This window comes from Candidatus Manganitrophus noduliformans, from assembly GCF_012184425.1.
Lineage (GTDB): Bacteria > Nitrospirota > Nitrospiria > SBBL01 > Manganitrophaceae > Manganitrophus > Manganitrophus noduliformans.
The window spans coordinates 1,051,686-1,077,508 of record NZ_VTOW01000001.1; the positions used below are offsets into that span (position 1 = coordinate 1,051,686).

Here is a 25,823-nt window from a genome sequence, read left to right on the forward strand (position 1 = left end):
TAGAAAATCTAGACATCGATGTTGAAGTGATGAGTGCTTTAAGAGATTTCTTGGAGGGATAATTTCGAAATGTCGGCAGTGGCATAGTTAAGTAGGCGCCAGAGGTGTATCTGAGTTTAGAAAGGCAGGAGTAATCAGGAATAAGGCTTTGGACGACATTTTCTCAAAACCATTTAGTAAATATGGTCTGAACGATTTTCGAATGTTGCGTATGGTTCTATCACCATCTCATTGGCAAATGTGCCGGCTTCCTGTTACCTTGAAATGGCGTGCAGTGAAATTTGAACCAGCCAATGTGAACCGAGTGCCTGAAAAAGCAAAAGGAATATACACATTTGTCGTGAAGCCTGGCATCGCCAATCATCCGAGTTGCTCATATCTTATGTACGTGGGAAAGGCTGAGAAACAGGTCCTTCGCTTGAGGTTTTCACAATACTTCACAGAGAAGGCCAAGGGTGAATTATCTCGCAGACCGCATGTCACAGAAATGTTGTTGAAGTGGAGTGATTTTCTGTGGTTCTACTATGCGGAAATCGCTGACACGACAATGATCAAACAAGTGGAGGAGGAGCTTCTTGCGGCATATCTTCCTCCGACAAACCGGACTTACCCAAGTAAAATAAGGCGCGCGGTCGCTAAACTGTTCGCACATTGAGAAGAGAATAAATGATGAACGATTCCCCGTCAAATTTGTTTCCCGCTCTTCGCGCCAAAATGGGTGACCGCTGGTACTATGTAACGACATTTACTCTGAGTGAAGTCGCGCAATGGATCAAACCTGTAGATCAGATTCATGAACGAAAAGAACTCAAAACGTGGATTCAAAGAGTGTTACGCTCGGAGCGCAAAGAAGAGATTGCCACCTACCTTCTTAACCAGGAGCAGCGATTCTTCAATGCAATTGTTGTTGGAATATATGGGGGTGACCCCGAGTGGCTTCCTGTTGAGGTGGGCGACAGCCCAACTTTGAAGGAGATCAAACTGGGTCAAAGACAATCTACGGCATTCGGATTCCTGCAGCTTTCAGGTAACGAGGAGATTTTCGCGATTGATGGCCAGCACAGGGTCGAGGGAATAAGGCAGGCATTAAGTGAGAACGAAGCGCTAAAGGATGATGAATTGACCGTCATATTTGTTGCTCACAAAAGCACTGTTGAAGGGCGGGAGCGAACCAGACGGCTGTTCACCACACTGAATAAATATGCAAAACCAGTTTCTCCGGCTGAGTTGATTGCGCTGAACGACGATGATGCTTTCGCGATCGTTACGCGACGGTTAATCGAATCTTACCAGGGACTTCAGAGTGAATTCGTGCCACTCGTTCCAACAGCGAACATACCAGCAGGGAATGAAACCGCCTTTACCACTGTGATCTCCCTCTATGAATTAGTGAAAACGATCTCTATTCCGGCAGGCAGCAAAGAACGGAAGCTTCTCGAAAAAGGACCTCCGAACTGGGCTCGTGTAGATGAAATTTATGATACGGTCGTTCTATTTTGGGATGCCGTTCAGACCCATGTTCCTCCTGTAAGAAAAGTGTTCCGGTCGCTGCCAGACAAGAAATTAGCGGCAGATTTTCGAATTGAGACCGGTGGTCACTTGATGTTCCGCTCTGCTGGATTGCAGGGGTTTGCACGAGCGGCTCGGGCTTTGGTAGACCACGGGGAAAAGCTTCAGGTTGCTGTGAGGAGATTGGCTGATTGTCCGCTTGATCTCTCCGCCAAACCCTGGATCGGCGTATTGTGGAATCCCTCAGCAATGACAATGATTGTGAAAAACAAAAAACTTGTGGTGAACTTATTCTTGCACATGGTTGGCGAGAAACCAGTCCCTAGTAACTACGATCTTCTCGCTCAGTATCGCAGAGCCACAGGAATTGATAACGAGCGTCTACCTAGACGCCATTCGTAGGATGTTCCAGTAATACTAACTGCATCGCAGTTTGCTTTCTGGAGTTTCTCGAGGCGGCACTACTGAAGTAACTCCACAATATCGCCGACACCTTTTATCCTTTTTTGAAGTAGGACGACTCCACGGTTCATATGGGCGCGGAAGTGATCAGAAAGGTCCGAGAGCTCGAGACCATCCTGGTAACAGCGCTGCTTGAGTAAGGATACAAATAAAAGATCATATTCTCCCAAAAGGGTATATCGATTGAACTCACGGTCCTCTTCGGGGTAGTCAGTTGGGTTCGGGATCGATGGCTCGTTCAGGGAAAGGCAGAACCCAAGGCGGCATAACAAATTAGGTGTCAACCCCGTTTTACCTGCTAGAAAGCGTAGCCGGTTGGAGGCTTCCTTCGTTAGGCGCAGTTTAGTGATTTTCATCTGTGCCCTTCCAAAAGTATCCTGAATGAATGGTTGTACAATATTCGACCGAGTCAAACTCTAACCGGTAATTCATTGAAATATTCTTCCGAAGCTGCGCAAAGTAAGACTGATCCACCTCGGTATCTGTCGACAGAATAATGACCTGATGGCTTGCGGTCGGGAAATATTGATTCACGAGGATCTTTCTGTGATCGGTATCCAGTCGAGCAAGAGGAGTATCGATAATCATAGGTAAAGGCCGGCCGGAAATTTTCGACAAAGCCCATAACATAGAGATCGCATAGATTTGTTTCTCGCCTGCCGAGAGTTGCACCTTTGGGAGTGACCGGTTCTGCCGATCGTAAAAGGTGACAGAGAAATCCTTTGGATCGATGGCAATTGTGCGGAGCGCATCTTTTTTACGGCATAACTGGTTAAAACTTGTTGTGACTTCTTCTTGAAGCTGATTGACTCTGCTTTGGATAAGGCCCGACTTATATTCCTCGAGGACTCTGTGAATCCTAGGTACGAGTTGAATTCGCGACGACGTCGAGGCCTTTTCCGCAAGCACCTCCGTTGCTTGATTATAGTTTCGTTGATATTCAGCCAATTTTAATTCGGCCGATTTAATCTCTTGATCTAAAACCAGTGTTTGCTTTCCAAGTTCGCCAAGCTCACGATGTAAACCATTGAGTTGCTCAAGTAACGGTTTTAGCACATCATCAGCCGGAATTTTTCGCAGGGCCTCGTCCACTTTCTGGAAATCACGATAGCTATCTTCTAATTCGCGGGAGATTACTTGCGCCTTTTTTGAGATGTCATTTCCAATCTGATCAATCCAAAGTTGGAGTCGCTGGCTTTCAGCCGGAGATATTTGGTGAATGAGATGTGTCGCTTGGGGCTTCTTAAAGGCGACAAGGTCTTTTACGGCATCTCTAATCTTCGAGATAACGGCTTTTTTGGCTCCAGCCGGCAGCTTTGGGATTCCTTTCCAAAAGCCGGTCGAATCGAGTTGACTGAAGAGGTGATTCTTCAACGACTTTAGATGGTCGCTGGCAGCTTTCGACTGAACCGCCTGCTCTTCTAAGAGAAGTTGTTCTTTCAGTTGAGTACAGAGTTTTGGAACCAATGCAAAGGGCAAAAGGTTGGCGCATAATTGGCGAATTGTCCCCTCATGTTGACTAATCCGGGCTTTGAGTTCTGCCTTTTTCTGAGTAAGACTGTTCCGGTTTCGTACAAAGAGCCCACCTTCAGACGTAATTTTCGACTCTACTCGAGCGATTGCCGAGCGCCGCTCGGAAAATTTCGTCTCTAATTCCTGGCGATTGCTGCGGAAATGAGCTAACTTGTTTCGGATGTCCTCCATTTCCTGTTGAAGCCGCTCAACCTCTTCGCTCTGCTTTCCTCCCTGGAGTGGCCTTATGATTCGGGACAGATAAGTTCCAAGGTCGGTCTGGAGCCGTTCGACGGCGTCCAGCCCAAAGAGCGATTTGATCGCATCCGCCAGGGTTTGTTGGTCAGAGGTATCGTCGGCGAGCTGTTGGATTTTCTCCCCATCGAAGAAGAAGAGCTGAGAGACACCGGGGGGGATCAACTCCCGGACAAAATCCTGCCAGTGATCCGCAGAGACATCGTTTAGTAGACTTCCAGCGCGTTTTACTTCTAAATATTCTATGATTTTTTGAGTCCCTCGGAGCTCCCATGATCGTGTTACCTCATAGGCATGAATCACCCCGACGTCTGCATATCTGAACTCAAGAGTCACTGAAGCTACTGTCGGCTGAATGAGCAAGGTGGGATTGGAATGAATCCGGCTTTTCAGATATTGAAGATATGTTTCTTTCGAAACGCGGTCCCCTAAAACACCGGGGCCGTACAAGCAGAGTCGGATGGCTTCAAGGAGGGTCGTTTTCCCCACCCCGTTTTTACCGCCAAAGAGAACAATAGGTCGGCCGGGGCGAGGAGCAAGTTGAACGGTTTGGCGGCCCCGGAAGAGTCCGAAGTCAACCAAAGTCAAACTGGTCAGAATCATGATTCGGACTCGCCAGAGATAATTTCCTCTTCGGAACGCCAATCTTCTTCGAGCACGGATGCAATTTTCTGGTGAATAGAGGATCGCCGGCTCATCCCATGCAGCTCCCGCTCGATGTCGAGGAGTTTTGCCACCATCGTCGATGGAACGTCATGCCTCTCGCAGATACTATCCAGCATTCGACGCTCTTCAGAAGAGAAGGTGGGTTGATCATCGGCAATCCAATCCAAATCTTCTCCCATCACTTCACGATAAATCTTAGGAACGGAGTCTTCCCAATCTTGTGCCTCTGATCGCCATAATCGCCGAATCTCGAATAATTCTTCGGCGCCGATTAAACCCTCGTTGGGATTTGGACCAGTTGTTCGCACCTGCTTTTGCACCTGTAGCAGCCGGCGGAGAAGATCCTTCCGCACTTCGAGTTTGTAAGGCCCAAAGATGATGCCGCCTCCGGCTTTTGCCATCACTCTGCCGTTACGCCGTTTCAGCTCCCGGACTTGCGCCTTGACGGCCGGATCTTGTGTAGATGCCAGCAAATCCCGGTACTCGAGCATCGGCTCAAGCCACTCTTCGCCGTTCTCGATCATTGCTTCCATTGATTTATCTCTCGTGACCACGGTGCAGACCCAACAACCGAACCGACTATTTCCACAGGAAGGAGTAGTTTTGTCGACTACAAGCGGACACTCGCCTGCTTGCGCATTTCTGTAGAGCGTTACCAGATCTCTGTTGTTGCTTCCCCAGGGGGACGGGACCTGAAGGAGATATGTCCATACATCTTCGACTGTGAAGTCCTCAATAGGGGTATAGACAGATGCATTCGGTAGAGTCGTATGGCGAGAGAGCAAGCTCCCTTTCACTCGGTGCAGGCTCATGACTTGAGCCCGGGTTGCACTCTCTGATTTCCGAACACCGAGAACAACGATCACCTCGCCGTGTTCGGCCACTTTATCGAGTATAAAATGGTTCGCAGGATCGATCTTTAATCGCTCAGTGCACCATCGGAATCTCTTGGAAGGAGCAGGGTAGCCACGCCCGATCAGATTCACCCAGAATGTATCCTTCAAAAGAGGTTTTACTTTATGAGCGGTAAATGGAAGGCCTTGCTCGCGGGCCGCCACGTTCATCTTCTCAAGAGAAGAGTCGATATAGTCCACAATTTTCGGAGTCTCGACGAGTGTATCAGACGAGATAATATAGAGCGGTTTAGATAATTTTTCCTTGGGAAGTTTCGATAAAGCCGACCAGATAAGCTGCAATGCGGTCGTTGAGTCCTTCCCGCCGCTGTAACCGATCACCCAAGGCTGAGGATGCTCGAGGTAGACGCTTCGAATCTCGTCATAACGCGCGTCGAGCCGCTCCTTCTCTAGCATCTGTGTTGGAAACATCTCCATCTTCAGCCCCCGCGCTTTTTGAAGTGTGAATCAACCTTTTTCTCTTCAGGTGAGAGAGGCAGTTCGAGCGTCAGTTTAAGAGCTGCCGCTGTTAATATAACATTATTGTGGGCCTTGCTGACACGGCCGCCAATCATCGCCCGACCTTCCCAAAGTCTGGTATTAGATCGTGACCAGTCTACCTTTGTCAATAGCTTTAGGCGCTCTTTCCATCGTTTTGGCTCTGCGGCGATTAGAGACGATCCCACGATTCCAAGAGTATGGAGAGCGATCCCATGCGCATGGATGTAATCTCGACGCAGCTCCGCAGCGCTCACTTCTTTCTGCTGGGCGAGTTGCCACTCTGGAATGTATTTGCTGATCTCTGTCCAAAAATCGATAGCCAGGGCCTCTTCTTGTGATGAAATCTGGCCATTCGTCGGTTTATTGAGCAGGGCTCTGGTTCCTTGATAAATGCTGCTCAGAGTAAAAAGCTTTATCGAGCGATTCGATATTGTCGTTTTCTCGGTTTCCGTCATTCCTTTAAAAATCGAGACCCGCTCCAGGAGCTTTCTTGAAAGTTGTGACAGCGGATCTCGGTGATCATAGAGGATCCCAAGTGATTTGGTCGGCCGAACGGCATGCTGATTCAGATCCGCAAACATCTGCTGACTACGTTGAAGGTCCTTATCAATAAAAAATACCACCGAGATTGTTTCTTCTCCTAATCCAGGTCGCTCTTTAAGGGCTTCTTCAATTGCTGCTCTTCGATGCTGGCCATCATTGAGGATAAATTTCGCCGTCATTGGAATTTTCAATTGGCCGACGTTTTTCCCAGGGCCATTCTTTTCAAAAGGCTCGAAAGAGACGTCGCGGTCGATCGATGCCGTAATGGATGAGAAAACATACTCTTTCGGATTTTCGATAATGTATTGCGAGATCTCTGGAATTCGAGTGCGATTTAGTGACCGCTGAGCTCTCAGATTCGGAGGGATTTCACCTTCATCGAAGAGAAATATTTTCGGAATGATATTAAGAGGACACATTGCAACAAAGTATTCACGGCCGGCCTGAATACCTCGGAGTGCTGAGAAGACATATGAAAACGAATCACTTAAATTTTCCGGCTCCAGATGCATTTGAACCCATAGTATGGTTCAAGATGGAAGTTAAGTTTTTTCATTTGGAAGTTTATTTTTATTTATTGGAAGTAAAAACAAATTACATTAAGTATAAAATGATGTCAAGAATTTTTTAATCGTCGTCTTTTTGTCTGAAAATGATTGACAGCCTCGTTAAAAAAGCGAATCATTCCCCTCAGCAGTCTCATATTAATGGCCTCTTGGTATTTTTTCCCTAAGCGTGACGATTTTGAAAGTCTTCAGAGTGTGAAAACTCACCCTATGAATCTTCTGAAAGACCTGGATCTGAGAATCACTTATCGCTCCGACATGGGAAGCATTGTCGACCTCTTCTACAATCCTTGCCTGGAGCGATCAATCCTTTATCGAAGAGCGGTAGGATATTTCACCAGCGGCGGACTGGCAATCGCTGCTCGAGGGCTTTCCAGTTTTATAAGGGGCTCAGGCAAAATGATGCTGGTTGCCAGCCCATATATGAATGAGGATGACTGCAGGGCAATCTCTCAAGGTTATGAGGCACGCAACGACGTAATCACCAGGGCATTGATTCGCTTTTTTGATTCAGACATGGACACCCTGGTCCGGAACCGACTTTCATGTTTGGCGTGGCTGATTGCGAATGAGCGCCTCGAAATTAAGATCGCAGTGAGAAAACCACAAGCTGGTACACCCTTCCGCGGCGGCCTCTATCACGAAAAGATCGGGATTTTTGAGGACTCCAGGGGACATAAAGTTGCTTTCTCAGGATCTTCCAACGAGACAGTAGGAGGACTCGTAGATAATTTTGAAACGCTCGATATTTTTTGGTCCTGGGATGACCCTCAAGGAAGGGTGGTGTCAAAGGAGCAGCAGTTTAACGACCTCTGGAATGATCGAACGCCCAGCCTTGAGGTGTTGTCTTTTCCTAGAGCCGCATATGAACAGTTGCTAAAATTCAAAGAAGAATTCCCTCCGCTATTTGACCCCGAGTCAGTCCCGCCAAGCCCGGCCGTCGTGCCTCTTAAGGAAAGGCAACGTTCCTTTGGTGTTCCAGAGAGCATTACATTGAGGGATTACCAGAAGTCGGCCATTGAGGAGTGGGTTAAGAATGACTTCCGGGGTATTTTTGAAATGGCGACTGGAACCGGAAAAACAGTGACGGCCCTTAGCTCCGCGGTCGAGCTTTTTAAAAGAGAGCAGACATTAGGCATTATTATCCTGGCGCCGTATATCCATCTAATCGATCAATGGGAAGACATCGTCCTAGAGTTTGGACTCTTCCCGGTTAAGTGCTATGAGTCGACCTCTTCGTGGCGGGAAAAGTTAAAAGACCAGGTAACTGATCTCAACACCGGGGGCCGCAGAATAATCTGTGTAATCGTTACCCATACGACGGCATGCCAGCTAACATTTACCGAAATTGTGTCGCGAATAAAAGGGTCACTTTTGCTCATCGCCGATGAGGCACATCATCTAGGGGCCAGTATATTCTCAAAAGGATTGATTCCGAATGCGCAATTTCGGCTAGGTCTAAGCGCGACACCGGGCCGTTGGTTAGATCCTGCAGGAAACCAAATTCTAACGGACTATTTCAGAAAGGTCGTGTTCTCGTTTCCCTTACAAGATGCTATTGCCAGGGGATTTCTCTGCCACTATGAGTATCACGCTCATATTGTACCCCTGGATGCAGATGAAATGGGTCGATACGAGGATATCTCTCTCCAAATCTCAAGAATTTGGGTTCAGGCCTCGAAAGATGAACGGGCGCAGACAAAACTGGATTTCCTTCTGCGAGAGCGGGCAAATATTTTAAACTGCGCGAGGGGCAAAATCCCACTTTTAAAAGTCTTGCTTCCTGAACCAAGTGAAATGACGCACGTCCTCTTTTATTGCACGCACGGCCAGATTGATGATGTCATTCACCTCTTAGCTGATACACTCTCGATGCGCGTTCGACGATTTACCGCAGAGGAAAGTCGTCAAGAACGGCAGGGGCTTCTATCGAACTTTGAGAATGGTGAGATCCAGGGCTTGGTGGCGATGAAGTGTCTAGATGAAGGCGTGGACCTCCCAGCAACGAAAACCGCCTATATTCTTGCAAGCAGCAGCAATCCTCGCGAATTCATTCAGCGACGGGGCCGTATATTAAGACTCCATCCGAACAAACGTCGAGCCGTCATTCATGATCTCATAGCTGTTCCGCCAATATCGGAGGGGCAGACTCTGTTCAAAGAGTGTGAGCGGGTCTTGTTACGACGCGAACTAGCCAGGTTCAAGGAGTTTGCCTCCGCCGCGGACAATGAGTATGAAGCTACTGCGCAAATCCTAGAGGTTGCAAGCCGATTCCACGTATTGGATTTTTGACCCTTAGAAAGGAGCCTTGCATGGTCAAAGAGAAGCGGAAGCAGTTGGAAGACTTTTTCAAGGATTATGATCCGGCCGTGCAAAGAATCGTAAAAAGAGTATTGGAATTGGAACAGCAGCAGATCGACAGCGAACGCCCGCGCGTAAAAGATGATATACGCCAAATAATCGAGCAGGAGGCGCGCAAGAAATGATCTTAAAGAAGCTTAAGATAAAAAACTTTCGCCAATATTATGGTGAACAAGAAATTGAGTTTGCCACAGGTAAAAAGAACGTCACGGTTATCAACGGAACGACGGGCGCTGGTAAGACTAATATGTTTCTTGCCATCAACTGGTGTTTATATGGTTCCGAAGGAATCATTGATAAGGTCGGTGAAATCGTAAATAAGCAAGCGGCTTCCGAATCTACCGAGGACGAAACGGTCGACGCCGAAGTAGAGCTTAAGTTCCAGCATAAAGGCCCCGATGAATCTGAAACTAATTTCGTGGCAAAAAGGAGTACCTACGAGCCAGATGTTCTTCACCTCTACTGTGTAACCCGAAAGGGCTCAGAGAAGCTTCCAAATCCGACGCTTGTCTTAAATACCATTTTGCCGAAAGAGGTCCGAACCTACTTTCTTTTTGATGGGGAGAAAATTGATGATTTCGCAAAACCAGAGCATGAAAAACAGGTGAAGCAGGCGGTATACGGCGTTCTTAAGCTAAAGGTGCTAGATCGTGCAAAAGGTCATATTTCAAGTGTCGGTGACGACTATGAACGAGAACTAAAAAAAATGGAGACGGGTAAACACATCCAAGAGTTGTTGAAGAGAAAAGAAACACTGAAAGATGAGCTTGGTAAAGAAGAGAAGGCGCTTCAGAATGCACGAACTGAATTGAATGCGGCTCAACTTTTAATTGGAAAACTCGATGAGGAACTCTCAAAACAGCGAGAGATTCAAACCGATCATCAGCGACGTCAGGAGTTGGAAGCCGAAGGAAAGAGAATTCAGGAAGAATTGGATATGATATTTGATGGAATCAGAGCGATTGGAAGTTCAGGGGCCATTTTGCTCGGCGCAAAGGCGATTCAAAAGGCAATTGCAATCATTGAGGAGAAGAGGCGGCGTGGGGAAATTCCTGCAGGGATCCGAGAGCAGTTTATTCGCGACCTGCTTGAAAAATTGGTTTGTATTTGTGGAAGGACAATATCTAAGGAGGGCCCGGAGTGGCATACCTTATCTGGATTGATGGACCGTGCTATGCCTAACAATATTGAGAATCGGATACTTGAAACAGGAGGGTTTTTGCAAGCGATCAAAACTAAATCAGAACAAAACATCCTTCAATTACGGTTGTTAAAAAAGAAAAAAGCAGACCTTGAGGACCGCTTAGCACGAGTTATAAAGGAAGCTGATGAAATTAGTTCAAGGCTAATGAATGTTGGCATTCAAAAGATTGAGGAACTTGAGGGGAAGCGTAAAACGGCACAAAAGAAATGCGATGATCTCCACGGAGAAATTGGATACAAGCAGGCAAACATTCAACATCAAAAAGAGATAATTAGTCAACTGGATCAGGAAATTGAAACCGCTGAGGGCTTGGAAGGGAAAGCAAAACTCATCCAGAAAAAGCTCGCTCTAATCCATGATACAGTCAAGGCGATCACGGAAGTCTATGAAAAATTTGCGAAACAGAAACGGAAAGAAATTGAACAGGAAACACAGAAAATATTTGGGAAGCTGATTTGGAAGGAGAGTCAATTTACAAAAGTGGATCTTACTGATGATTATCAGTTGACGATTCTCGACCGATGGGGCACTCCCGCTCGACCTGAACTTTCGGCAGGAGAACGCCAGCTGCTTAGCCTGTCCTTTATTATGGCACTGTCGGGAGCATCTGATGACTCTGCTTCAATAGTAATGGACACGCCATTTGGTCGCTTAGATGCGATACCACGCGAAAATATTTGCATGCACCTACCTGAACTCGCTGAACAGCTGATTCTGTTCGTAACTGGAACAGAACTCCATTCAAAAGCGCGTGAGATTCTAAAACCTCAGATTGGAAGAGAATATACCTTGAATTGGGATAAAGCTACAGGCTGTACCACAATAGCAGAGAAGGAATTAAGGAAATGACAAATACAAGAAGTGATCGTATTAATATCTCTTCTGAAAAACACGATACTTATAAACACCTGACAGAGGGACCGACGTCGCCGTTTAAGACGATGAAGGATCTATTTCTTACATCAGCTGCGATTGGTGTGGAGAAGGGAATTCGCAAAGCGATAGAGAAGCCAACATCAATCTTCGCGTGGTCGGTGTTTACATCACAAGAAGATATCCCATTTCTTTATGCCTTGGTTTTAAGCATTGGTGAGCCGATCGACATTTTGCTAGAGCAAGGAAAGATCCTAGATCTTTTAGAAGAATATGCAAACACTGGCATAGAGGAGCTAGAACGTGAACTGTTATCATCCACTATGCCGTCACTTATGTTAGCCAACAAAATTCTAGAGGAGAGTTAATCCAAAACCGGGTCCGGATAGGATTGGAGTTGCCCCTGTTAAACCGGACACAAAGAAGTGGTGGTTAAGGATGGTGACCATCATTTTCAATCCCTTGTGAGGATCGTGGTTGTTGTAGTCTTCGAACCACTTCGGTAGCTGCTCTAAAACCGATTGAATGAACCCGAGCGGGTATCCCATAGTCGAGAAAAATGTTGAACAATAATCGATCTACTATCCCTAGACGTTGTAAAAGCGCTTCTAATTTGTACTTATTGCGTGGAAGCCGACTTCCGCGTACAGATCCCTGAAATTAAAATGGCATTTTCCTCTTTGCCTCTATATAAGGATAAGGGGGAAAGGGGAAAATAGCGTCTCCGCTCCGATCGATCCGCCTGTCCCACAGGCCGGCGAAGGAAAACGGCTTTCCCGCTTCTAAAATGATCCCCGCCGGGATCTTTCTCCAACTGACCAAATCGGTTTTCTCCCCTTCTCCCCCGTGATCACAGCAGAAATGTTTTGAAGACCTTTTGATCAAAAAGAAAGGATGTCTGATCCTTCAGCCTGAGAACCCTGACTTCTTGCCGATTGCTGTGCCTTTCACAGGAAAGCCCAGACGGAGATGATCGAGATTCTCACCGGGGCAAGAAATCGGGGAGAGTATGAGGCCTTGCTCGCACCAAGGCGAGGGATGTGTTCGAAGACTACCATGATTGGCTCAGATCGGGGCAGGTCCCCTTCTGGTGATCTGGCCGTTTTAAGGACATTGTCTCTCGCTCTGGAGGAGTATCAGAAAGAGAGTCTGACGGCGATCGTGGCGAAGGAGCTTGCCAGAAGGGGGGTGCGGCTTAGACCAGGGCAAAAAATCTCTTACTTCAATCTTCACTTCTTTGCCGGGGGAGGTGCTTCCGGGACCCATTCGGCGGCAGGCAAGATGCAATCCGGATGGTCGGCGCGCGCCGAGTTCAAGTTGATCATCTGACCGGCATCGGGACCAGTGCGCTCTTTTTCCCATGCTTTTGAGAAGCGAGGACGATCCGAGCGCACGCTTCGGCATCCGACAGGGGGTCGTGGTGGTGGAGCCGAATTCCGAGGAAGCGGCAGACATCGGGCAGGCGGGTCGGGTAGATCCCCCAGGCCGACCGGGCCAGCCTCACGGTGCAGACGAAACGGTGAGGCGGAGGCACGACCCCCGCCGCCTCACAGCAGGCGTTGAGTACGCTTTGATCGAAACGGGCGTTGTGGGTGGCGAGGAAGTCGGCTTCGGAAAGCCCCTTTCGGATAGTTGGCCACAGGTCTTTGAATGTCGGTTCCCCGGCGACCCGCCGCCAGTCGATCCCATGAAGATATGTGAAGACAAAGGAACGCCTCGGCGGCCGGATCAGATATTGCTCCCGCCGGACGATCTCCCCTCCGACCGCCGTCACCAGCGCGACGGCGCAGGCGCTATCAGGACCGTAATCGGCGATCTCGAAATCGATTGCGACAAAGCGAATCATTCCCCTTGCCAGAAGGTCTTTCTTTCGGGTCGAAGAATCCTCCCTCTCTGGGGGAGCTTCAATTTGGAATCCGTATGTTCCGCAGCAGGGCCTTGACGATAATTGTTTTGCGATCTTCCGTCAAGGAGAAAATGGCCTTCATATCACACTCTCCCAAAACCAAACTTCTGTTCTCGTTTAGGATTCCTGCCATCCTTCATTATTCAGTCGACCCTTTCTCCCGGATTCAAGATCTCCTAAATCCAAGTGAAGCGGGCCCTGGTCTGCGTCGCTGATCAAAAACTTTGTCTTCGGAGAGGCCGACCCCTCCGAAGGGGCGGCGGTAGCTGTTTTAGGAACGCGGTTCTGGGTGCGCCATGTGGGAGGGCGGGTTCGTTTTATTCCCTCTGGAATGGGGATAAATGGAAACAAGACCTTTATAAAATACGGATAAGTATACTTTAAATGTAGAGTATTAAACGTAACTCGACATATTATGGTGTTCCATAAGCTGTTCCCGAAGAAGAATATTAACCATCTTGGGACAGCATATGAAAAAACCAATCAGAAAGCAGCTCGGAGCCAGGATCAAAGAGATTCGGAAAGCGAGGGGGTTGTCACAAGAGGATCTCGCCGAAAGGGTCGGAATCGAAGCCAAACACCTCAGCCGAATCGAGGTGGGTGGAAGCTATCCCTCTTTGGATAGGCTGGCGAAACTGGCCAAGGCATTGAATATCGAAATGAAGGACTTTTTTGAATTCGCTCATGAGTCCGGAAATTCCAGTGAGTTGAGAGAGGTGTTGAACAGTTTGATGAAGGAGGCGACCGAGGAGCAGTTGAAGATTGCGGTAAAGGTTTTAAGGGCGATTCTAATATAAATCGGTTTGAAATTTTCCGTCGAGGGAGAATGTCGATCCCCGACTTTTTACTGTAGCGGATCAGCGACTTTTCAGTCGCGGATCTGCTACACACATCCGATTTAATTGAATTTAAAGGCATTTTCAGTTCAATGGCATCTCGGTCAAGGAGGGGGTGTCGCATCTTCGCTACGCCTGCTCTCTCTCGACGGATCGCATCTTGATTGCGGTTTTCGGATATCCTCCGCTTTTATGAATCACCGTTGTCGGACCGTGGCGCGGAAGCATATGAAACGCCGAAGGTTTTTGAATCCTCCGTCCGAAAATTTCATCGATGATGCGCCGCTGAGAACCATCGACTTCCGGGGTATACCGTGTTTGGTACAGGAGTTGCTGATAGGCGCTCCGTCTCTGCTTCTTGATCTTACGAACCGGAAGATAACCCGATGGAGGAAAAATGATTGCCATGCTCCGATACCAAAGACGACTACTCTTTGTTTCCATGATTCTGTTATGCAGCGTCCAAGCCTCGGTTTGGGGCGAGGAGATTGAGTCCAAGATGTTATCGAAAGCGGAAGAGGTAAAGGATGAGGATGGAACCTGGGAATCCGAGTTGAAAACGACGGGCTTTTATAACGAACTCGCTCTCCTCGCCTCCGAGAATCGCGTTTTCACCGCATCGAAGCGGGTCGAAGCGATCCGGACGGCGCCGACGGCTGTTTCTGTGGTCTCCTCGGATCACCTTCGGCCGCTCAGCGCGAGGTATCTCCCCCAGGTCCTCCGCCTCTTTCCCGGGATCGATGTCCTTCAAATCACCAGGACCGAATTCACGGTTGGCATACGGGGCTTTGCTAATCGGGGCAATTTCCGTCCAAGGGATGTCCTGGTCCTGGTAGACGGCCGGACGGTCTATGATGACTTTTCGGGAAGCGTGGAGTGGGAAACGCTCGACATCTTTCCGCAAGATGTGGGGAAGATCGAGGTTCTCCGGGGGGCGGCGTCGGCCATCCACGGGGCGAACGCGGCCAGAAGCGTCATCAACATCATCACGAGACCACCGGAGGCCCTCCCGCCGTTCGAGTCAAACACCTCCTTCGCCGGGCGTGAAGGTTTTCGTCAGCGGATCGCGGCAGGCTCATCGGAGGGGCTTTATAAATGGAAGGTGACCGGCGGTTACGACCAGGCGGAGATCTGGGATCGTTTCGCGGATATCTCTTTGTCCGATGATCAGGGAGCTCGGACCTGGCGCTTCAATACGGTGGTCGCGAAGGAACTCTCCGGAGGGGCCGAACTGAGGTTGGGGGGCGGGACGAACAGGGGAGAGCTTCTTCAGACGACGACCTCCGGGATCCTTCTTCGCAACGATCAATCGACCGATCATCTCCGGCTGGAGTACGAGCATCCGTCGTATTCGATCCGATCGTACTGGAACCACCGCAAGATCGATTCGAATGATCCGGAAACCGGAGAGTTCGTGAGTACCCGGACGCAAAACCTCTACGATCTCGAAGCGGTCCATCGGGTCATTCGGTTCGGGAGGAGCAGCTTCTCCTGGGGCGGGACGGTCCGGTTCACCGAGGTCAAGGCCGACAGCATCGGGGGCGAAGAAGGCCAGGTCACGGCCGGCCTCTTTCTGGATGAGCAGTACAACGTAACCGATCGTCTCCTCCTCCGACTGGCCGGCCGCCTGGACTATCATGAGGAGGCAGGATATCAATTTTCTCCTCGGGCGGGGCTCTCCTATCAGATCCATCCGAAGCATATGCTGAAGGCCGCCGTCAATGTCGGTTACCGGAATCCGACCCTGGCGGACAACTTTCTCGATCTTGCGATTCTGGAGGGGCCCGACGCGACGGTCTTCATCAAGGGGAACAGAGATCTGAAGCCGGAGGAATCGATCTGGTACGAGGCCGGGTATCTCGGGCGGTTTGTCCCCGGCCTGACGCTGGGGCTCGATCTCTTTTATGTCGTCACCGACCGCTTCATTCGGGCGGCGTTCGTTCCCCCCGACACCCTCACCTTCGTCAATTCAAACGACAAGGTCGAAGGCGGAGGAGGGGAGTTATGGGGACAATATGAGCTGACCTCCTCCCTCCGTCTGATCGCGAATTACGGTTATCGTAAATTCCGCGAGAACGGGGTCGAGAACAGGGCGACCGCGCCGAACCAGGTAAACGCGGGGCTTCTCTACAGCGACCGGCTGACGGGGGCGCTGACGGTGCATTACCGGGATCGGGCCGAGTGGCCGTTCCCCAGCGGTCCGGATTTCTCGCCGGTTCAGGAGGCCTACTATACCCTGAATCTCTTCCTGGGCTATCAATTCACGAAGAGCCTGGGCGGGCAGATCGAGGCCTACAACTTCACCAACAGGAAACACCGTGAACTTCCCGCGCTCGGGGAAGAGATACCGATGGAGCTGATATTCACGATCAATTACCGAGTCTGAACGATTCAGCCCGATGTCGTCACGGATCACACAAAGGGAGTCTTGTATGAAGATTCGATCAGGTTACCTTTTCATCATTCTTTTTTTTCTTTCGGCCTGTGCAGGTCAACGTTCTTCTCGACCGACCCCTTCGATTGCGGGGGAATTCCAAAACGAGGCGGTCCGGGGAAATACGATCCGCCACCACGATCTGACGCTTCATCTGGAGCTTTCCTCCGGCCAGATACGCGTGGTGGATGAAATCGAGATGTTCGTGGTCGCCGCCGATGTCAAGTTGCATCTCAATAAAGCGATGCAGATCGAGTCGATCGCTTACCGGGATCAACCCCTGCAGCATGCCGTCGTCGAAACGGACAAGGAAGAGAGGGACACGGTCGCCGTCCGGCTTCCGGAGGAGTCGGTCGGGAAGACCGTCAAAATCACTGTGAGATATCACGGGAGCTTTCCCCCGATCGATTTCAGCGATGCACGCCACCGCGGGACCGAAGTGCGGGCCTACATCAACAAAGATGCCGCGTTGTTGCTCTCGAACGCCCATTGGTATCTAAGAATCCCGGAACAGACGGCCCTGATCACCTACGACCTGAAGGTCCACTCGCCGGCCGGACAGGAGGTGATCAGCGCCGGAGAGAAGATTCCTCCGGGCGGATTCATTTCAAAGAGGGACTATACGCTCTTCAGAATGCGCCGGCCGACCGATGAGATCAATCTTGTCAGCGGACCCTATCATGTCAAGAAACAACAGGCCGGATCGATCGCGCTCTATACCTTCTTTACAAAAGAAGATCCTGAACTGGAGAAGATCTATTTCGAGGCCATGAAGGCGCACCTCAAGACGTTTCAGGAGCGATTCGGCCCCTATCCCTATGAGGCGATGTCGGTGGTGGCGACCCCGCTCATGGAGGGGTTGGGATTCCCCGGCTTCACCTTGATCGGTGAGAGGCTCCTGCGCATCCCGAATCTACCTCAGACCAGTCTGGGCCACGAGATCCTCCACAACTGGTTCGGGAACGGCGTTTATGTCGATATCGATCAGGGCAACTGGTCGGAGGGGCTGGTGACCTATCTGATCGATCATCACTTCTCGATCGAGCGGCAGGGGGGTGCCGCGGCGCGGCGGGGGCTGCTGGAGCACTATTCCATCTACACACGATCCGGCCCGGAGCCTAGCCTGACCGACTTTCAGGAAAGGGAGACCCCGGAGCAGATGGCGGTCGGCTATGAGAAGGGGGCGTTCGTCTTCGGGATGCTCGAACGGCAACTGGGCCGGGATCGTTTCGATCAGGCCTTGCGGCGTCTGGCGAAAGAGAGAATGTTCCGGGCGGCGTCATGGAGGGATCTGCAATCGGTATTTGAATCGGCCTCTGGAGGTTCGCTGGACGAGTTTTTCCGCCAATGGATCTACGGCGCGGGCGCCCCGACCCTCCGGATCGAAAAGGCGAATCTTAGTCCGGATCGACGCGAGGCATCCCTCACGTTGATCTCCGAACCGCCTTTCCGATACGAGGTGCCGATCGAGATCAAGACGGATGGCGAGACGATCACAACGGTTGTCGCGGTGAACGGCTCTCCGCAGACGGTGATATTGAAGGCCCCTTCGACGATTCAGGCCGTGACTGTCGATCCGGACTATATCGTTCTTCGAAAGCTCCTTTCCGAAGAGCTGCCAACGACGATCGCCTCCGTTTTGGAGACCGATGCGGAGCTTCCGGTCGTCTTCTCGGAGGCCCTCAGCGAGGAAGAGCGCGGGATCTACGAGTATTTCTTGGAGGTCTCCGAGATCAGATATCGCGAGATCCGAAGGGTGGAGGAGGCGGAAGGTCCGACCCTCCTGATGGGGCCCCCTTCAGAAACCGGAGAGATCGGAGGGTGGTCGCCCCAAGGGGTCCCCTGGAAATGGGAGGGGGGATCGCTCGCGATCGAAGGGGCCAGGGTGGCTGGCGGGAAAGAGGCGGCCGTCCTGGCCTGGCGGGGTCCGAAGGGGAGCGATCAGCCGGTCGTCTGGATCGTCGGATACAGCCGTGACGGCTTCGGGTCGTTGGCGATGCGGTTGGGATACTTTACGGCGTCGAGCTATGTGCTGCTCCGCGAGGGGAAGTCGCCGTTCCGGGGAGAGTGGAAGTCGAACGAAAGGCCGCTCCACGTCTCGTTTTCTCAGGGATAGGGCTGGTTAGGGATGAGTGAACCAGCCCGATATCCGTTTCCGAGTCACGCTTCGTTCTACAAGAGAGGTCATGTGCGCACCAAAGTCGTATCGATCCTGATCATCATCGTCGCCCTTGTCTCTCTGCAGTGGCGATCTGCGGAAGGCTCGGAGCGCCCGATCGCGATCCTGGTCGGCGCCGATATCGCGCCGTATCAGAGCGCGGCGAAGGGAGCAAGGGAGGCCCTGAGCGGTCATCGCACGCTGACTTATCTCCTGGATGAAAGCCCGGATCGGATGCTCCATACGATGGAGAAGGTCTCTCTGGTTTCCCCCAGGGCGGTGATCGCCATCGGAAGCCAGGCGATCCTTGCCCTCAAGGCGAATCCGATCGACGCACCCGTCGTTTTCTGTCTGGTCATCGACCATGAAGACGGATTGGAGGTCCCGCAATCGTGGGGGATCTCGATGCATCCCCTCCCGAGGGAGGCGTATGATCGGATCCGGCAGGTGTTCCCAAGGAGCCGGATCGCGATCCCCTACAATCCGGAGAGGACGGGGGCCCTCGTTGAAGCGCTCGTCGCCCATTTCAGGGACACATCGATTCAACTGGTTCCGATGATCATCCGGAAGCCGTCCGAGATCGCCCCCGTCCTCCGGACGATGCGGTCGCAGTTCGACGCGCTCTGGCTTCTTCCGGACGGGAGCTTCATCGATTCTCTGTCGGCGCGGGCCATCATCGAGTATTCCATCGACGAGCGTCTCCCGATTCTCGGTTTTTCTGAGGCGCTGACCAAGAATGGAGCGGTCCTTTCGGTGGCCGGCAATTACGAAGACATGGGCCGGCAGGCCGCGGAGACGGCAAGACGTGTCATCTCCGGGGAGAGGCCTCTGAGGATCCAGCCGCCGAGGCAGCTCGACACGTTCATTAATGTCCGGGTCGCCCGGATTCTGAATCTTCCTGTCGGGGGAACGTTCCTGGCGTTCGCCGACCGTATCTATCCGACAGATCCGGATCTGAGGATGCCATGATCTCGAAGCTGAGCATTCGAAAGCGACTGGTTTTATTCGGGGCCCTGTGGCTGACGGCCTGCACCGTCCTTCTCGCCTTCCATCTCTTTTCCGAAGGGAGGCGGACCTTGCTCGAAGGGGCGGTCAAGCGGTCCCAAACCGTCGCAGGCAGGCTGGCGGAGCAGGCGCGCGGGCCGCTCTATGCGGGGGATGACACGGCGCTGCAGGAAATTCTGGAGGAGATCGAAGGGCAGCCGGACATCCTCTCCGCAGCGATCCGCCTGGGGGATAAAAATTATCGAAGCAAAGCGATCCGGATCGAATCGACGGATGCGCCGGAGAAGATCGTCAGCGGCGCCTCGCGCCTCGTGACGGCCGACGGTCTTCGGGCCGTCGAATCGCATGCTTCGATTCAATTCCAGGGGGAGGCCCTGACGGATGGGATTCCCTTCCGGACGGAGAGAGAGCGCCGGGAGAACGGCCAGGCGGTCGTCCTGTTGTCGGTCGAGCCGGTCTTTGCTCAGGTTCAAACCCTGCTGGTCCGGACGGCGCTTATTTTGGGAGGGGTGCTGGGGGCGGGGTTGCTGCTCGGTTGGGCCCTCTTCGGGGCCATGGTCTCCCCGCTGCGCCGCATGGCCGACCATGCCCGGCGGCTCGCCGACGGCGATGCGGCGGGGGAAAGGGGATTGCCGTCCGAGGATGAGATCGCGATGGTCTTGAGCCTGATGGCATCGATGAAAAGGTCCCTTGACGAGAAAACCGACCGGATCGTCGAACTGCAGCGCCACTTGAAGGACTCCGTGAACAAGCGGTCGGATCTGGAGGAGATGAACACGTTATTGAGCGATGTCCTGAACCAGAGAAATGATTTTCTCAGGCTTCTCTCCCATGAGGTGAAGACCCCTCTTGGGACCGTCTCGAATCTGATTGCGGGCCTTCAGGACGGGGTCCCCGGACCGGTCACCGATCGTCAAAAGGAGTATCTGGCCCTGATCAAGAGCAATACCGACCGGGTGAACCGGGTGATCGCGGCCATGCTCCAGCATGCCGTCGCCAGGACCGGCCACGTTCAGATCGATCGTTGCCCGGTGCGCGTGTCGGACGTGGTCCGGCAAGTCTGCTTTGCGCTCCTCGCATTTCAGGAAGAGAGACAGGTCGCCTGCATCCTTGGGGACTCGGTCTTCGGGAAGACGGTTCAGGCCGACATGGTCCTGGTGGACCAGATCCTCTTCAATCTGATCCACAATGCCATCAAGGCGAGCCCTCCGGGCGGCGCGGTGACGCTCGAAGCGACAGAGACCGGATCCGAGGTCGTCATCGGCGTCAGGGATGCCGGCATGGGAATCCCCAAGGAGATACAGCCCAAACTCCTTTTGGAGCCGTTGTCGTCCGATGTAAAGAAAGGAGGCGGTGTCGGGCTGTATATCAGTCGCTATCTGGTCGAGCTGCACGGCGGCCGGATCTGGTACACGGCGGAGGAGGGAAAAGGAACCGCCTTCTACTTTACGCTGCCCAATTCACCCGCGCATGTGGAAAAAAGGGTGTGAGCCGTCGCGGCATTGTCTTCGGTTAATATTCATTTCGGGGAAAGTATGTCTGCTCGCATTCTGATTGTGGATGATGATCAAGGTTATCGGTTTTCTCTTCGCGATTATTTGGCCCATCTCGGTTATCGGATCACCGAGGCCGGATCATGCGCGGAAGCCCGCCAGATATTGAAGAGCCGGGAGCTCGACCTGATCCTGCTCGATCTGCAACTTCCGGATGGGGATGGTTTGGCCCTGCTCGACGAGATCGCCCAGATGGGGGATGCGGTGGAGGTCATCATGATCTCCGGACATGGGACCATCGAGAAGGCGGTCCAGGCGATGCAGAAGGGGGCCTGCGACTTCGTCCCCAAGCCGGGAGAGATGAGCGATCTGGTCGCGCGGATCAAAAAGGCGCTTGAGCTGAGAGGTTTGAAGCGGAGATCGGCGGGAAGGACCGATGGATTTACACCCCCGATCGTCGGCAAAAGCAAGCAGATGACTTCCTGCCTGGAGGCCTGCCGGCGTCTGGCCCAGACAGACACCACGGTGCTGCTTCTCGGTGAGACTGGAACCGGCAAAGAAATCTTGGCAAGGTATCTTCACGCGGTAAGTCCGAGGCGCGATGGCCCTTTTGTCGCGGTGAGCTGCGCCAACTTCACCGAGCAGCTGATTGATGACGATCTCTTCGGCCACGAGTCAGGCGCCTTCACCGGTGCCCACAAGGTCAAGCAAGGGAAAGTGGAGTCGGCCGACGGGGGGACCCTCTTTTTGGACGAGATCGGAGAGATGCCGTATGCGCTTCAGGCCAAACTCTTGCGATTCCTGGAGATGCACACCTATACCCGCGTCGGCGGCGTCAAGGAGCGGGAGACGGACGTGCGGGTCGTTGCAGCGACCAACCGCAATTTGCAGGCGGAGACCAAGGAGGGAAGGTTCCGTCCGGATCTCTTCTTCCGCCTCAATGTCTATTCGCTGTACATCCCCCCGCTCAGGGAGTGGAGAGAGAGCATCCCTGACCTGGTCGGCCATTTTCTGTCGCAGATGGCCTGCAAGCAATCCCGGAACGGTTTCACCATCACGCCGGAAGCCCTGGAGCGCTTGATGGAATATCACTGGCCCGGAAACGTCCGGGAGTTGAGGAATGTCATTGAGCGGGCCACGGTGATCTCGACGGATGGAACGATCGGCGAGAGCGACCTCCCCTTCCTGGCTGATGATCTAAAGGAGTCGCCGCAGGGTCGTTATCATGAGCAACTCCTTGAATACCAGAAACAGATTATTCTCTCCGCGTTGAGGGAATGTCATGGCAACCGGACCGAGGCGGCCAAGCGGCTCGGGCTCCATCGGACCGATTTCCTGCGAAGAATAAAAAACCTCGGGTTACAGACCCATCTCCCCCTCCAGAACAAGTCGACCGATTCGTAGTCGATGCCTGCCAATATGAGCGCGAACGTCCCTTTCAATCCGGATAGGTGGCACTGTCCGGAAGGTTCTTTTTCGCCCAGGGAATGACGGAGGAAGCGAGCCATCCAGGGCCTTCGGCTCTCTTACCACCACATCGGCGACGGCAAGAGATCGATGCTCGTCCTTTATGCGGTGGGGACGAAGTGCCGGGTAGTTATTACCAGTCGGAGTGTCTTGTGCGCCTTTCCAAAGCCATATGGCGCATCATTCAGGACAAACCGCGCCACCCCCTCCCTTATAGGCGTAGGCCAACTCAAAGAAGCTCGCGCTTGAAAGCGTGTGCTCTTCGATCGGCAGATTCTGAAACGCTGTCTTAAATTCTGCGGTCTGATGCGCGCGCTCCCAGGCCTCTTTGCTTTCCCAGGTTCCGTAGACCACATACTCCCGAGGATGCTTCAGCGACCGGTGAACCTTGACCTCAATGCATCCGGGTTGGCCGCTTATCAACTGTGCAAGCGCGCGATGAAGGGATTCGAACTCCTGGACCTTGGATGGCTGGACATAAAAACTCACCAGAGTGTGCATCATGACTTTCCTCCTTTGCGGCCTTTCCGCTTCAAAGCCGCTGTTGATTGTGTGACAGGGACGTCGTACAGGTCATCAAAGAGAGGCACGAAGTCGCCGGACGAGGCCCGGCCGAGTCGTCCTTTCCATCGAATGAGCACTCGTCTTAGATGGGTGCGCAGCGTCGACAGATCGTCAATTACCCGATCGAGATCAGCGACCTTCTGCTGGAGGAGATCCCGAACTGTGCGGCATGGGGGACTTCCCGCGCGGTACATCCGAAAGATTTCGGCCAGCTCATGAAGCGTGAAACCTGCCCGCTTGGCTGGGGCCACCCACTTGAGGTACTGGACTTCTCGCGCACTCCAGAGGCGGTATCCGGCGGGAGAGCGCTCCGCCCTCGGCACGAGTCCGATTCGCTCATAGTGGCGGATACTATCCGGCCCCACGCCGGCGATACGAGCAAGTTGGCTGACCGTTAATTTGTGAAGCGACATGCTTGGCCTCCCTCAGTAAACATTCTAGATCTTGGAACCGTATCCAAGGTCAAGCTTTTTTTGAATGAGACAAAAAAGGTAAGCCACCTTGGAAAGACCACATGTTTATCCGGCATGTTTGGACAGATAACCGGTGATCTCGACCTTTTCTCGCTCGGTGATGACCCGTTTTCCCATAACCTGCATGTTGGACTGCATCCGCTCGACGATGCCGGGCCATTCGGGCGCGGTGTGCTGCCTGGGATCCGGCAGGGTGTGGCACTGGCCGCAGGTCTGTTGAAAAAGGACCGCTCCTGGAGAATCCGGTTCCGGAACGAGACCTGGGGGCAAACCTTTCATGGCGTGGGCCTTCAAATAGTCTACCAGGACCTCTCCCTCTTCGGCCGTCGGAGATCTGACCTGCATCATCCCCGGCATGCTGGCCATCATCCGATCCCGCGCCAGCATCCGTTCGGCGATACGAGGCCAATCTTCTTCGGTATGCATTCGGGGAGAGGGCAAATTGTGGCACTGAGCACAATAGGTGGAAAGAAGTTTTGCCCCCGGGCTGGCGGGATCTGGAAGATCCTGGAGGGTGACGCCTGCCGGAAGGATTCCTCCCATCATCTTCCGCATCATTTCGTTCATCAGCCTCTGATCCATCATCCCGCCCATCATGGGACCTCCCATCCTCCAGACCCTACCCTGATTCCCGATTCCGGTGGCGGCGATCCCGATCAGACCGATCCCGATGAAGCAGAGGGAGACCCACAGTAATGTATTTCTTTTCATGAGGTGATTCTCTCTAAATAAGGTCTAGTTTTTTCTCTTCGTACTCTTCCTTTGAGATCTCCCCCCGGGCGTACCGTTTCTTGAGGATCTCCAAGGCCGATTCGCTTTCCCGATCGCTTCTGCCTCTACTACCCCGATCCACCGCCCAGACCGCCAGAAGGACAACTCCCACAATCACCAGAAGCCAGAAGAGGAGGTTGAGCACCATCCAGAGGCCCATGCCATAGCCCATCATGCCGTTGGACATCATTGATGATCTCCTAAAACCAATGCTTCAGCCACCAGCGCTCAAACAGGACCTTTCCCCAGTGCCAGTGATAGCCGGGCCTTCTCAATTTGATTTGCGGCGCAGGCAGAGCGTAGAAATTCCCGCCGGCGAAACCGGCGCGGCCAGAGCCCATCTCCAAAAAACAGTAGCCGTGTCCGTCGAAGGCTTCGGAGGCGTTGCCTCCCGCAATCTCGGCGGCGATGTTTTTGGCCACCGTCTCCGCTTGATGGTGGGCGAAAACCCCCGCCTTGGGAAGCGGTTTTCCGACGGGGAGCATGATGGAGGTGATGTCTCCGATGGCGTAGACTCCCTCATAGCGAGTCTTGAGAGTGCGGGGATCGACGGGAATCCATCCCGACTCCCCCGCCAGCCCGGAATCCTTGGTCACCTGCGGCGCCCGATGGGGCGGGACGGCGACAAGGAGGTCGTACCGGGTCCGCTGGCCGTTTTCAAAAAGGAGTTCCCGGGTGGACCATTCGACCGAGGAGATCTTCATCATCGGATGGAAGGCGATCCCTCTCTCTTCGACCATCTGTTTGACGGCGTTCCCCATCACCGGTCCGGCCACCGGCATCGGGAGCGGCTCCGGCGTGTAGATTGAAATGTCGCACTTCTTCTCAAGGCCCCGCTTTCTGAAATAATCGGCGAGGAGCATCGCCGCCTCATAAGGGGCGGCGGGGCATTTAAACGGCGTTGCGGCGATCAGGATCACCACGCGGCCTCCTTCGATGCCGCGCACCGCTTCCCATAGCCGTTCCGCCCCCGACGGTTCATAGAAGAGGTGGGCCGTGTCGCGCAGGCCCGGGATGGTCTCCGGGGCCAGATCGGCCCCCAGGCTGATGATGAGGTCGTCATAAGAAAAGGCCCGATCATCAGCCACCACCGTCCGCCCCGTCGGATCGATCCGGGTGACATCAGCCTGGACCACCTCGATCCCTTTCCGGGCGAGAGATTCCAGCGGCCGGCGGATCTGCTCCAGTTTTCTCTGGCCGACCATCAGCCAGAGGAGGGAGGGGGAGAAGACGTACTCCCGTTTTCTGTCGATCAGGATCACCCGGTGATCGCGGGCAATCTTCTTGCGCAAGAGATTGGCGGCGACCTGTCCGCCGATCCCCCCGCCCAAGATGAGAATCGTTTTCCCTGCCATGATGGATTCTCCTCTC

24 protein-coding genes are annotated in these 25,823 nt (G+C 52.8%); 13 read left to right on the top strand and 11 right to left on the bottom strand.

Annotated features, from left to right (window positions below; all coding sequences use genetic code 11):
- Nucleotides 1–148 precede the first annotated feature (148 nt).
- On the top strand, nucleotides 149–655 hold the full coding sequence (locus tag MNODULE_RS05175; RefSeq protein ID WP_168058385.1) for a hypothetical protein: 507 nt from the start codon (nucleotides 149–151) through the stop codon (nucleotides 653–655).
- An 11-nt stretch (nucleotides 656–666) separates the two neighbouring features.
- Nucleotides 667–1,911, top strand: coding sequence for a DNA sulfur modification protein DndB (locus tag MNODULE_RS05180; protein WP_168058386.1), 1,245 nt, complete (start codon nucleotides 667–669; stop codon nucleotides 1,909–1,911).
- Nucleotides 1,912–1,970: 59 nt separating this feature from the next.
- Here MNODULE_RS05180 and dndE read toward each other — a convergent pair whose 3' ends face one another.
- From dndE to dndB, 4 genes are read right to left on the bottom strand one after another with little or no spacing between them, the layout of a single operon-like run.
- Nucleotides 1,971–2,327 carry a DNA sulfur modification protein DndE gene (gene dndE / locus MNODULE_RS05185; RefSeq protein ID WP_168058387.1) on the bottom strand — a complete coding sequence of 119 codons (357 nt, stop codon included), beginning with the start codon at nucleotides 2,325–2,327 and terminating at the stop codon, nucleotides 1,971–1,973.
- Nucleotides 2,314–4,341 carry a DNA sulfur modification protein DndD gene (dndD, locus tag MNODULE_RS05190; RefSeq protein ID WP_168058388.1) on the bottom strand — a complete coding sequence of 676 codons (2,028 nt, stop codon included), beginning with the start codon at nucleotides 4,339–4,341 and terminating at the stop codon, nucleotides 2,314–2,316. The genes dndE and dndD overlap by 14 nt, the downstream gene beginning before the upstream one ends.
- Nucleotides 4,338–5,735 carry a DNA phosphorothioation system sulfurtransferase DndC gene (gene dndC, locus MNODULE_RS05195; protein WP_202882116.1) on the bottom strand — a complete coding sequence of 466 codons (1,398 nt, stop codon included), beginning with the start codon at nucleotides 5,733–5,735 and terminating at the stop codon, nucleotides 4,338–4,340. The genes dndD and dndC overlap by 4 nt, the downstream gene beginning before the upstream one ends.
- Before the next feature lie 2 nt (nucleotides 5,736–5,737).
- Nucleotides 5,738–6,853, bottom strand: coding sequence for a DNA sulfur modification protein DndB (gene dndB / locus MNODULE_RS05200; RefSeq protein WP_168058389.1), 1,116 nt, complete (start codon nucleotides 6,851–6,853; stop codon nucleotides 5,738–5,740).
- A 195-nt stretch (nucleotides 6,854–7,048) separates the two neighbouring features.
- Here dndB and MNODULE_RS05205 point away from each other — a divergent pair, with 195 nt between their 5' ends.
- The 5 genes from MNODULE_RS05205 to MNODULE_RS05225 all read left to right on the top strand — a co-directional run bounded on the left by MNODULE_RS05205 (nucleotide 7,049) and on the right by MNODULE_RS05225 (nucleotide 12,674).
- Entirely contained in the window at nucleotides 7,049–9,199 is a 2,151-nt protein-coding gene (locus MNODULE_RS05205) for a DEAD/DEAH box helicase family protein (RefSeq protein WP_168058390.1), read from the top strand.
- A gap of 20 nt (nucleotides 9,200–9,219) precedes the next feature.
- A complete protein-coding gene (locus tag MNODULE_RS05210) occupies nucleotides 9,220–9,393 on the top strand; it encodes a hypothetical protein (RefSeq protein ID WP_168058391.1) in 174 nt (57 codons plus the stop codon).
- Nucleotides 9,390–11,321 (top strand): AAA family ATPase, encoded by a 1,932-nt coding sequence (locus tag MNODULE_RS05215; RefSeq protein WP_168058392.1) that lies wholly within the window; start codon nucleotides 9,390–9,392, stop codon nucleotides 11,319–11,321. The genes MNODULE_RS05210 and MNODULE_RS05215 overlap by 4 nt, the downstream gene beginning before the upstream one ends.
- Nucleotides 11,318–11,713 carry a hypothetical protein gene (locus MNODULE_RS05220; RefSeq protein ID WP_168058393.1) on the top strand — a complete coding sequence of 132 codons (396 nt, stop codon included), beginning with the start codon at nucleotides 11,318–11,320 and terminating at the stop codon, nucleotides 11,711–11,713. Before MNODULE_RS05215 ends, MNODULE_RS05220 begins: the two co-directional genes overlap by 4 nt.
- A 688-nt stretch (nucleotides 11,714–12,401) precedes the next feature.
- The gene (locus MNODULE_RS05225) at nucleotides 12,402–12,674 is read left to right on the top strand and encodes a hypothetical protein (RefSeq protein ID WP_168058394.1); all 273 of its coding nucleotides are present in this window, start codon (nucleotides 12,402–12,404) and stop codon (nucleotides 12,672–12,674) included.
- On the opposite strand, the gene MNODULE_RS05230 is transcribed toward MNODULE_RS05225, so the two are convergent.
- Nucleotides 12,667–13,191: a 3'-5' exonuclease gene (locus MNODULE_RS05230; RefSeq protein WP_168058395.1), complete on the bottom strand. Its 525-nt coding sequence runs from the start codon at nucleotides 13,189–13,191 to the stop codon at nucleotides 12,667–12,669. The genes MNODULE_RS05225 and MNODULE_RS05230 overlap by 8 nt on opposite strands.
- Before the next feature lie 530 nt (nucleotides 13,192–13,721).
- Between MNODULE_RS05230 and MNODULE_RS05235 the strand changes: the two genes are divergently transcribed.
- Nucleotides 13,722–14,048, top strand: a complete 327-nt coding sequence (locus MNODULE_RS05235) for a helix-turn-helix domain-containing protein (RefSeq protein ID WP_168058396.1) — start codon at nucleotides 13,722–13,724, stop codon at nucleotides 14,046–14,048.
- A 168-nt stretch (nucleotides 14,049–14,216) separates the two neighbouring features.
- On the opposite strand, the gene MNODULE_RS05240 is transcribed toward MNODULE_RS05235, so the two are convergent.
- Nucleotides 14,217–14,495, bottom strand: coding sequence for a hypothetical protein (locus tag MNODULE_RS05240; protein ID WP_168058397.1), 279 nt, complete (start codon nucleotides 14,493–14,495; stop codon nucleotides 14,217–14,219).
- A 91-nt stretch (nucleotides 14,496–14,586) separates the two neighbouring features.
- Here MNODULE_RS05240 and MNODULE_RS05245 point away from each other — a divergent pair, with 91 nt between their 5' ends.
- The 5 genes from MNODULE_RS05245 to MNODULE_RS05265 all read left to right on the top strand — a co-directional run bounded on the left by MNODULE_RS05245 (nucleotide 14,587) and on the right by MNODULE_RS05265 (nucleotide 22,581).
- On the top strand, nucleotides 14,587–16,473 hold the full coding sequence (locus MNODULE_RS05245; RefSeq protein WP_168058398.1) for a TonB-dependent receptor plug domain-containing protein: 1,887 nt from the start codon (nucleotides 14,587–14,589) through the stop codon (nucleotides 16,471–16,473).
- 46 nt (nucleotides 16,474–16,519) lie between these two features.
- The gene (locus MNODULE_RS05250) at nucleotides 16,520–18,637 is read left to right on the top strand and encodes a M1 family metallopeptidase (RefSeq protein ID WP_168058399.1); all 2,118 of its coding nucleotides are present in this window, start codon (nucleotides 16,520–16,522) and stop codon (nucleotides 18,635–18,637) included.
- A 72-nt stretch (nucleotides 18,638–18,709) separates the two neighbouring features.
- Nucleotides 18,710–19,648, top strand: a complete 939-nt coding sequence (locus tag MNODULE_RS05255) for an ABC transporter substrate binding protein (RefSeq protein ID WP_168058400.1) — start codon at nucleotides 18,710–18,712, stop codon at nucleotides 19,646–19,648.
- Nucleotides 19,645–21,174, top strand: a complete 1,530-nt coding sequence (locus MNODULE_RS05260; RefSeq protein ID WP_168058401.1) for a sensor histidine kinase — start codon at nucleotides 19,645–19,647, stop codon at nucleotides 21,172–21,174. Before MNODULE_RS05255 ends, MNODULE_RS05260 begins: the two co-directional genes overlap by 4 nt.
- Before the next feature lie 45 nt (nucleotides 21,175–21,219).
- Entirely contained in the window at nucleotides 21,220–22,581 is a 1,362-nt protein-coding gene (locus tag MNODULE_RS05265) for a sigma-54-dependent transcriptional regulator (protein WP_168058402.1), read from the top strand.
- Between the two features lie 243 nt (nucleotides 22,582–22,824).
- On the opposite strand, the gene MNODULE_RS05270 is transcribed toward MNODULE_RS05265, so the two are convergent.
- The 5 genes from MNODULE_RS05270 to MNODULE_RS05290 all read right to left on the bottom strand — a co-directional run bounded on the left by MNODULE_RS05270 (nucleotide 22,825) and on the right by MNODULE_RS05290 (nucleotide 25,807).
- Complete coding sequence (locus MNODULE_RS05270; protein ID WP_168058403.1) at nucleotides 22,825–23,148, bottom strand: antibiotic biosynthesis monooxygenase family protein; 324 nt, start codon at nucleotides 23,146–23,148, stop codon at nucleotides 22,825–22,827.
- Nucleotides 23,145–23,621 carry a MerR family DNA-binding protein gene (locus tag MNODULE_RS05275; protein WP_168058404.1) on the bottom strand — a complete coding sequence of 159 codons (477 nt, stop codon included), beginning with the start codon at nucleotides 23,619–23,621 and terminating at the stop codon, nucleotides 23,145–23,147. Before MNODULE_RS05275 ends, MNODULE_RS05270 begins: the two co-directional genes overlap by 4 nt.
- Nucleotides 23,622–23,726: 105 nt before the next feature.
- On the bottom strand, nucleotides 23,727–24,392 hold the full coding sequence (locus MNODULE_RS05280; RefSeq protein WP_168058405.1) for a hypothetical protein: 666 nt from the start codon (nucleotides 24,390–24,392) through the stop codon (nucleotides 23,727–23,729).
- A gap of 13 nt (nucleotides 24,393–24,405) precedes the next feature.
- A complete protein-coding gene (locus tag MNODULE_RS05285) occupies nucleotides 24,406–24,642 on the bottom strand; it encodes an SHOCT domain-containing protein (protein ID WP_168058406.1) in 237 nt (78 codons plus the stop codon).
- Between the two features lie 10 nt (nucleotides 24,643–24,652).
- Entirely contained in the window at nucleotides 24,653–25,807 is a 1,155-nt protein-coding gene (locus MNODULE_RS05290) for an NAD(P)/FAD-dependent oxidoreductase (RefSeq protein WP_168058407.1), read from the bottom strand.
- Between the last annotated feature and the right edge of the window lie 16 nt (nucleotides 25,808–25,823).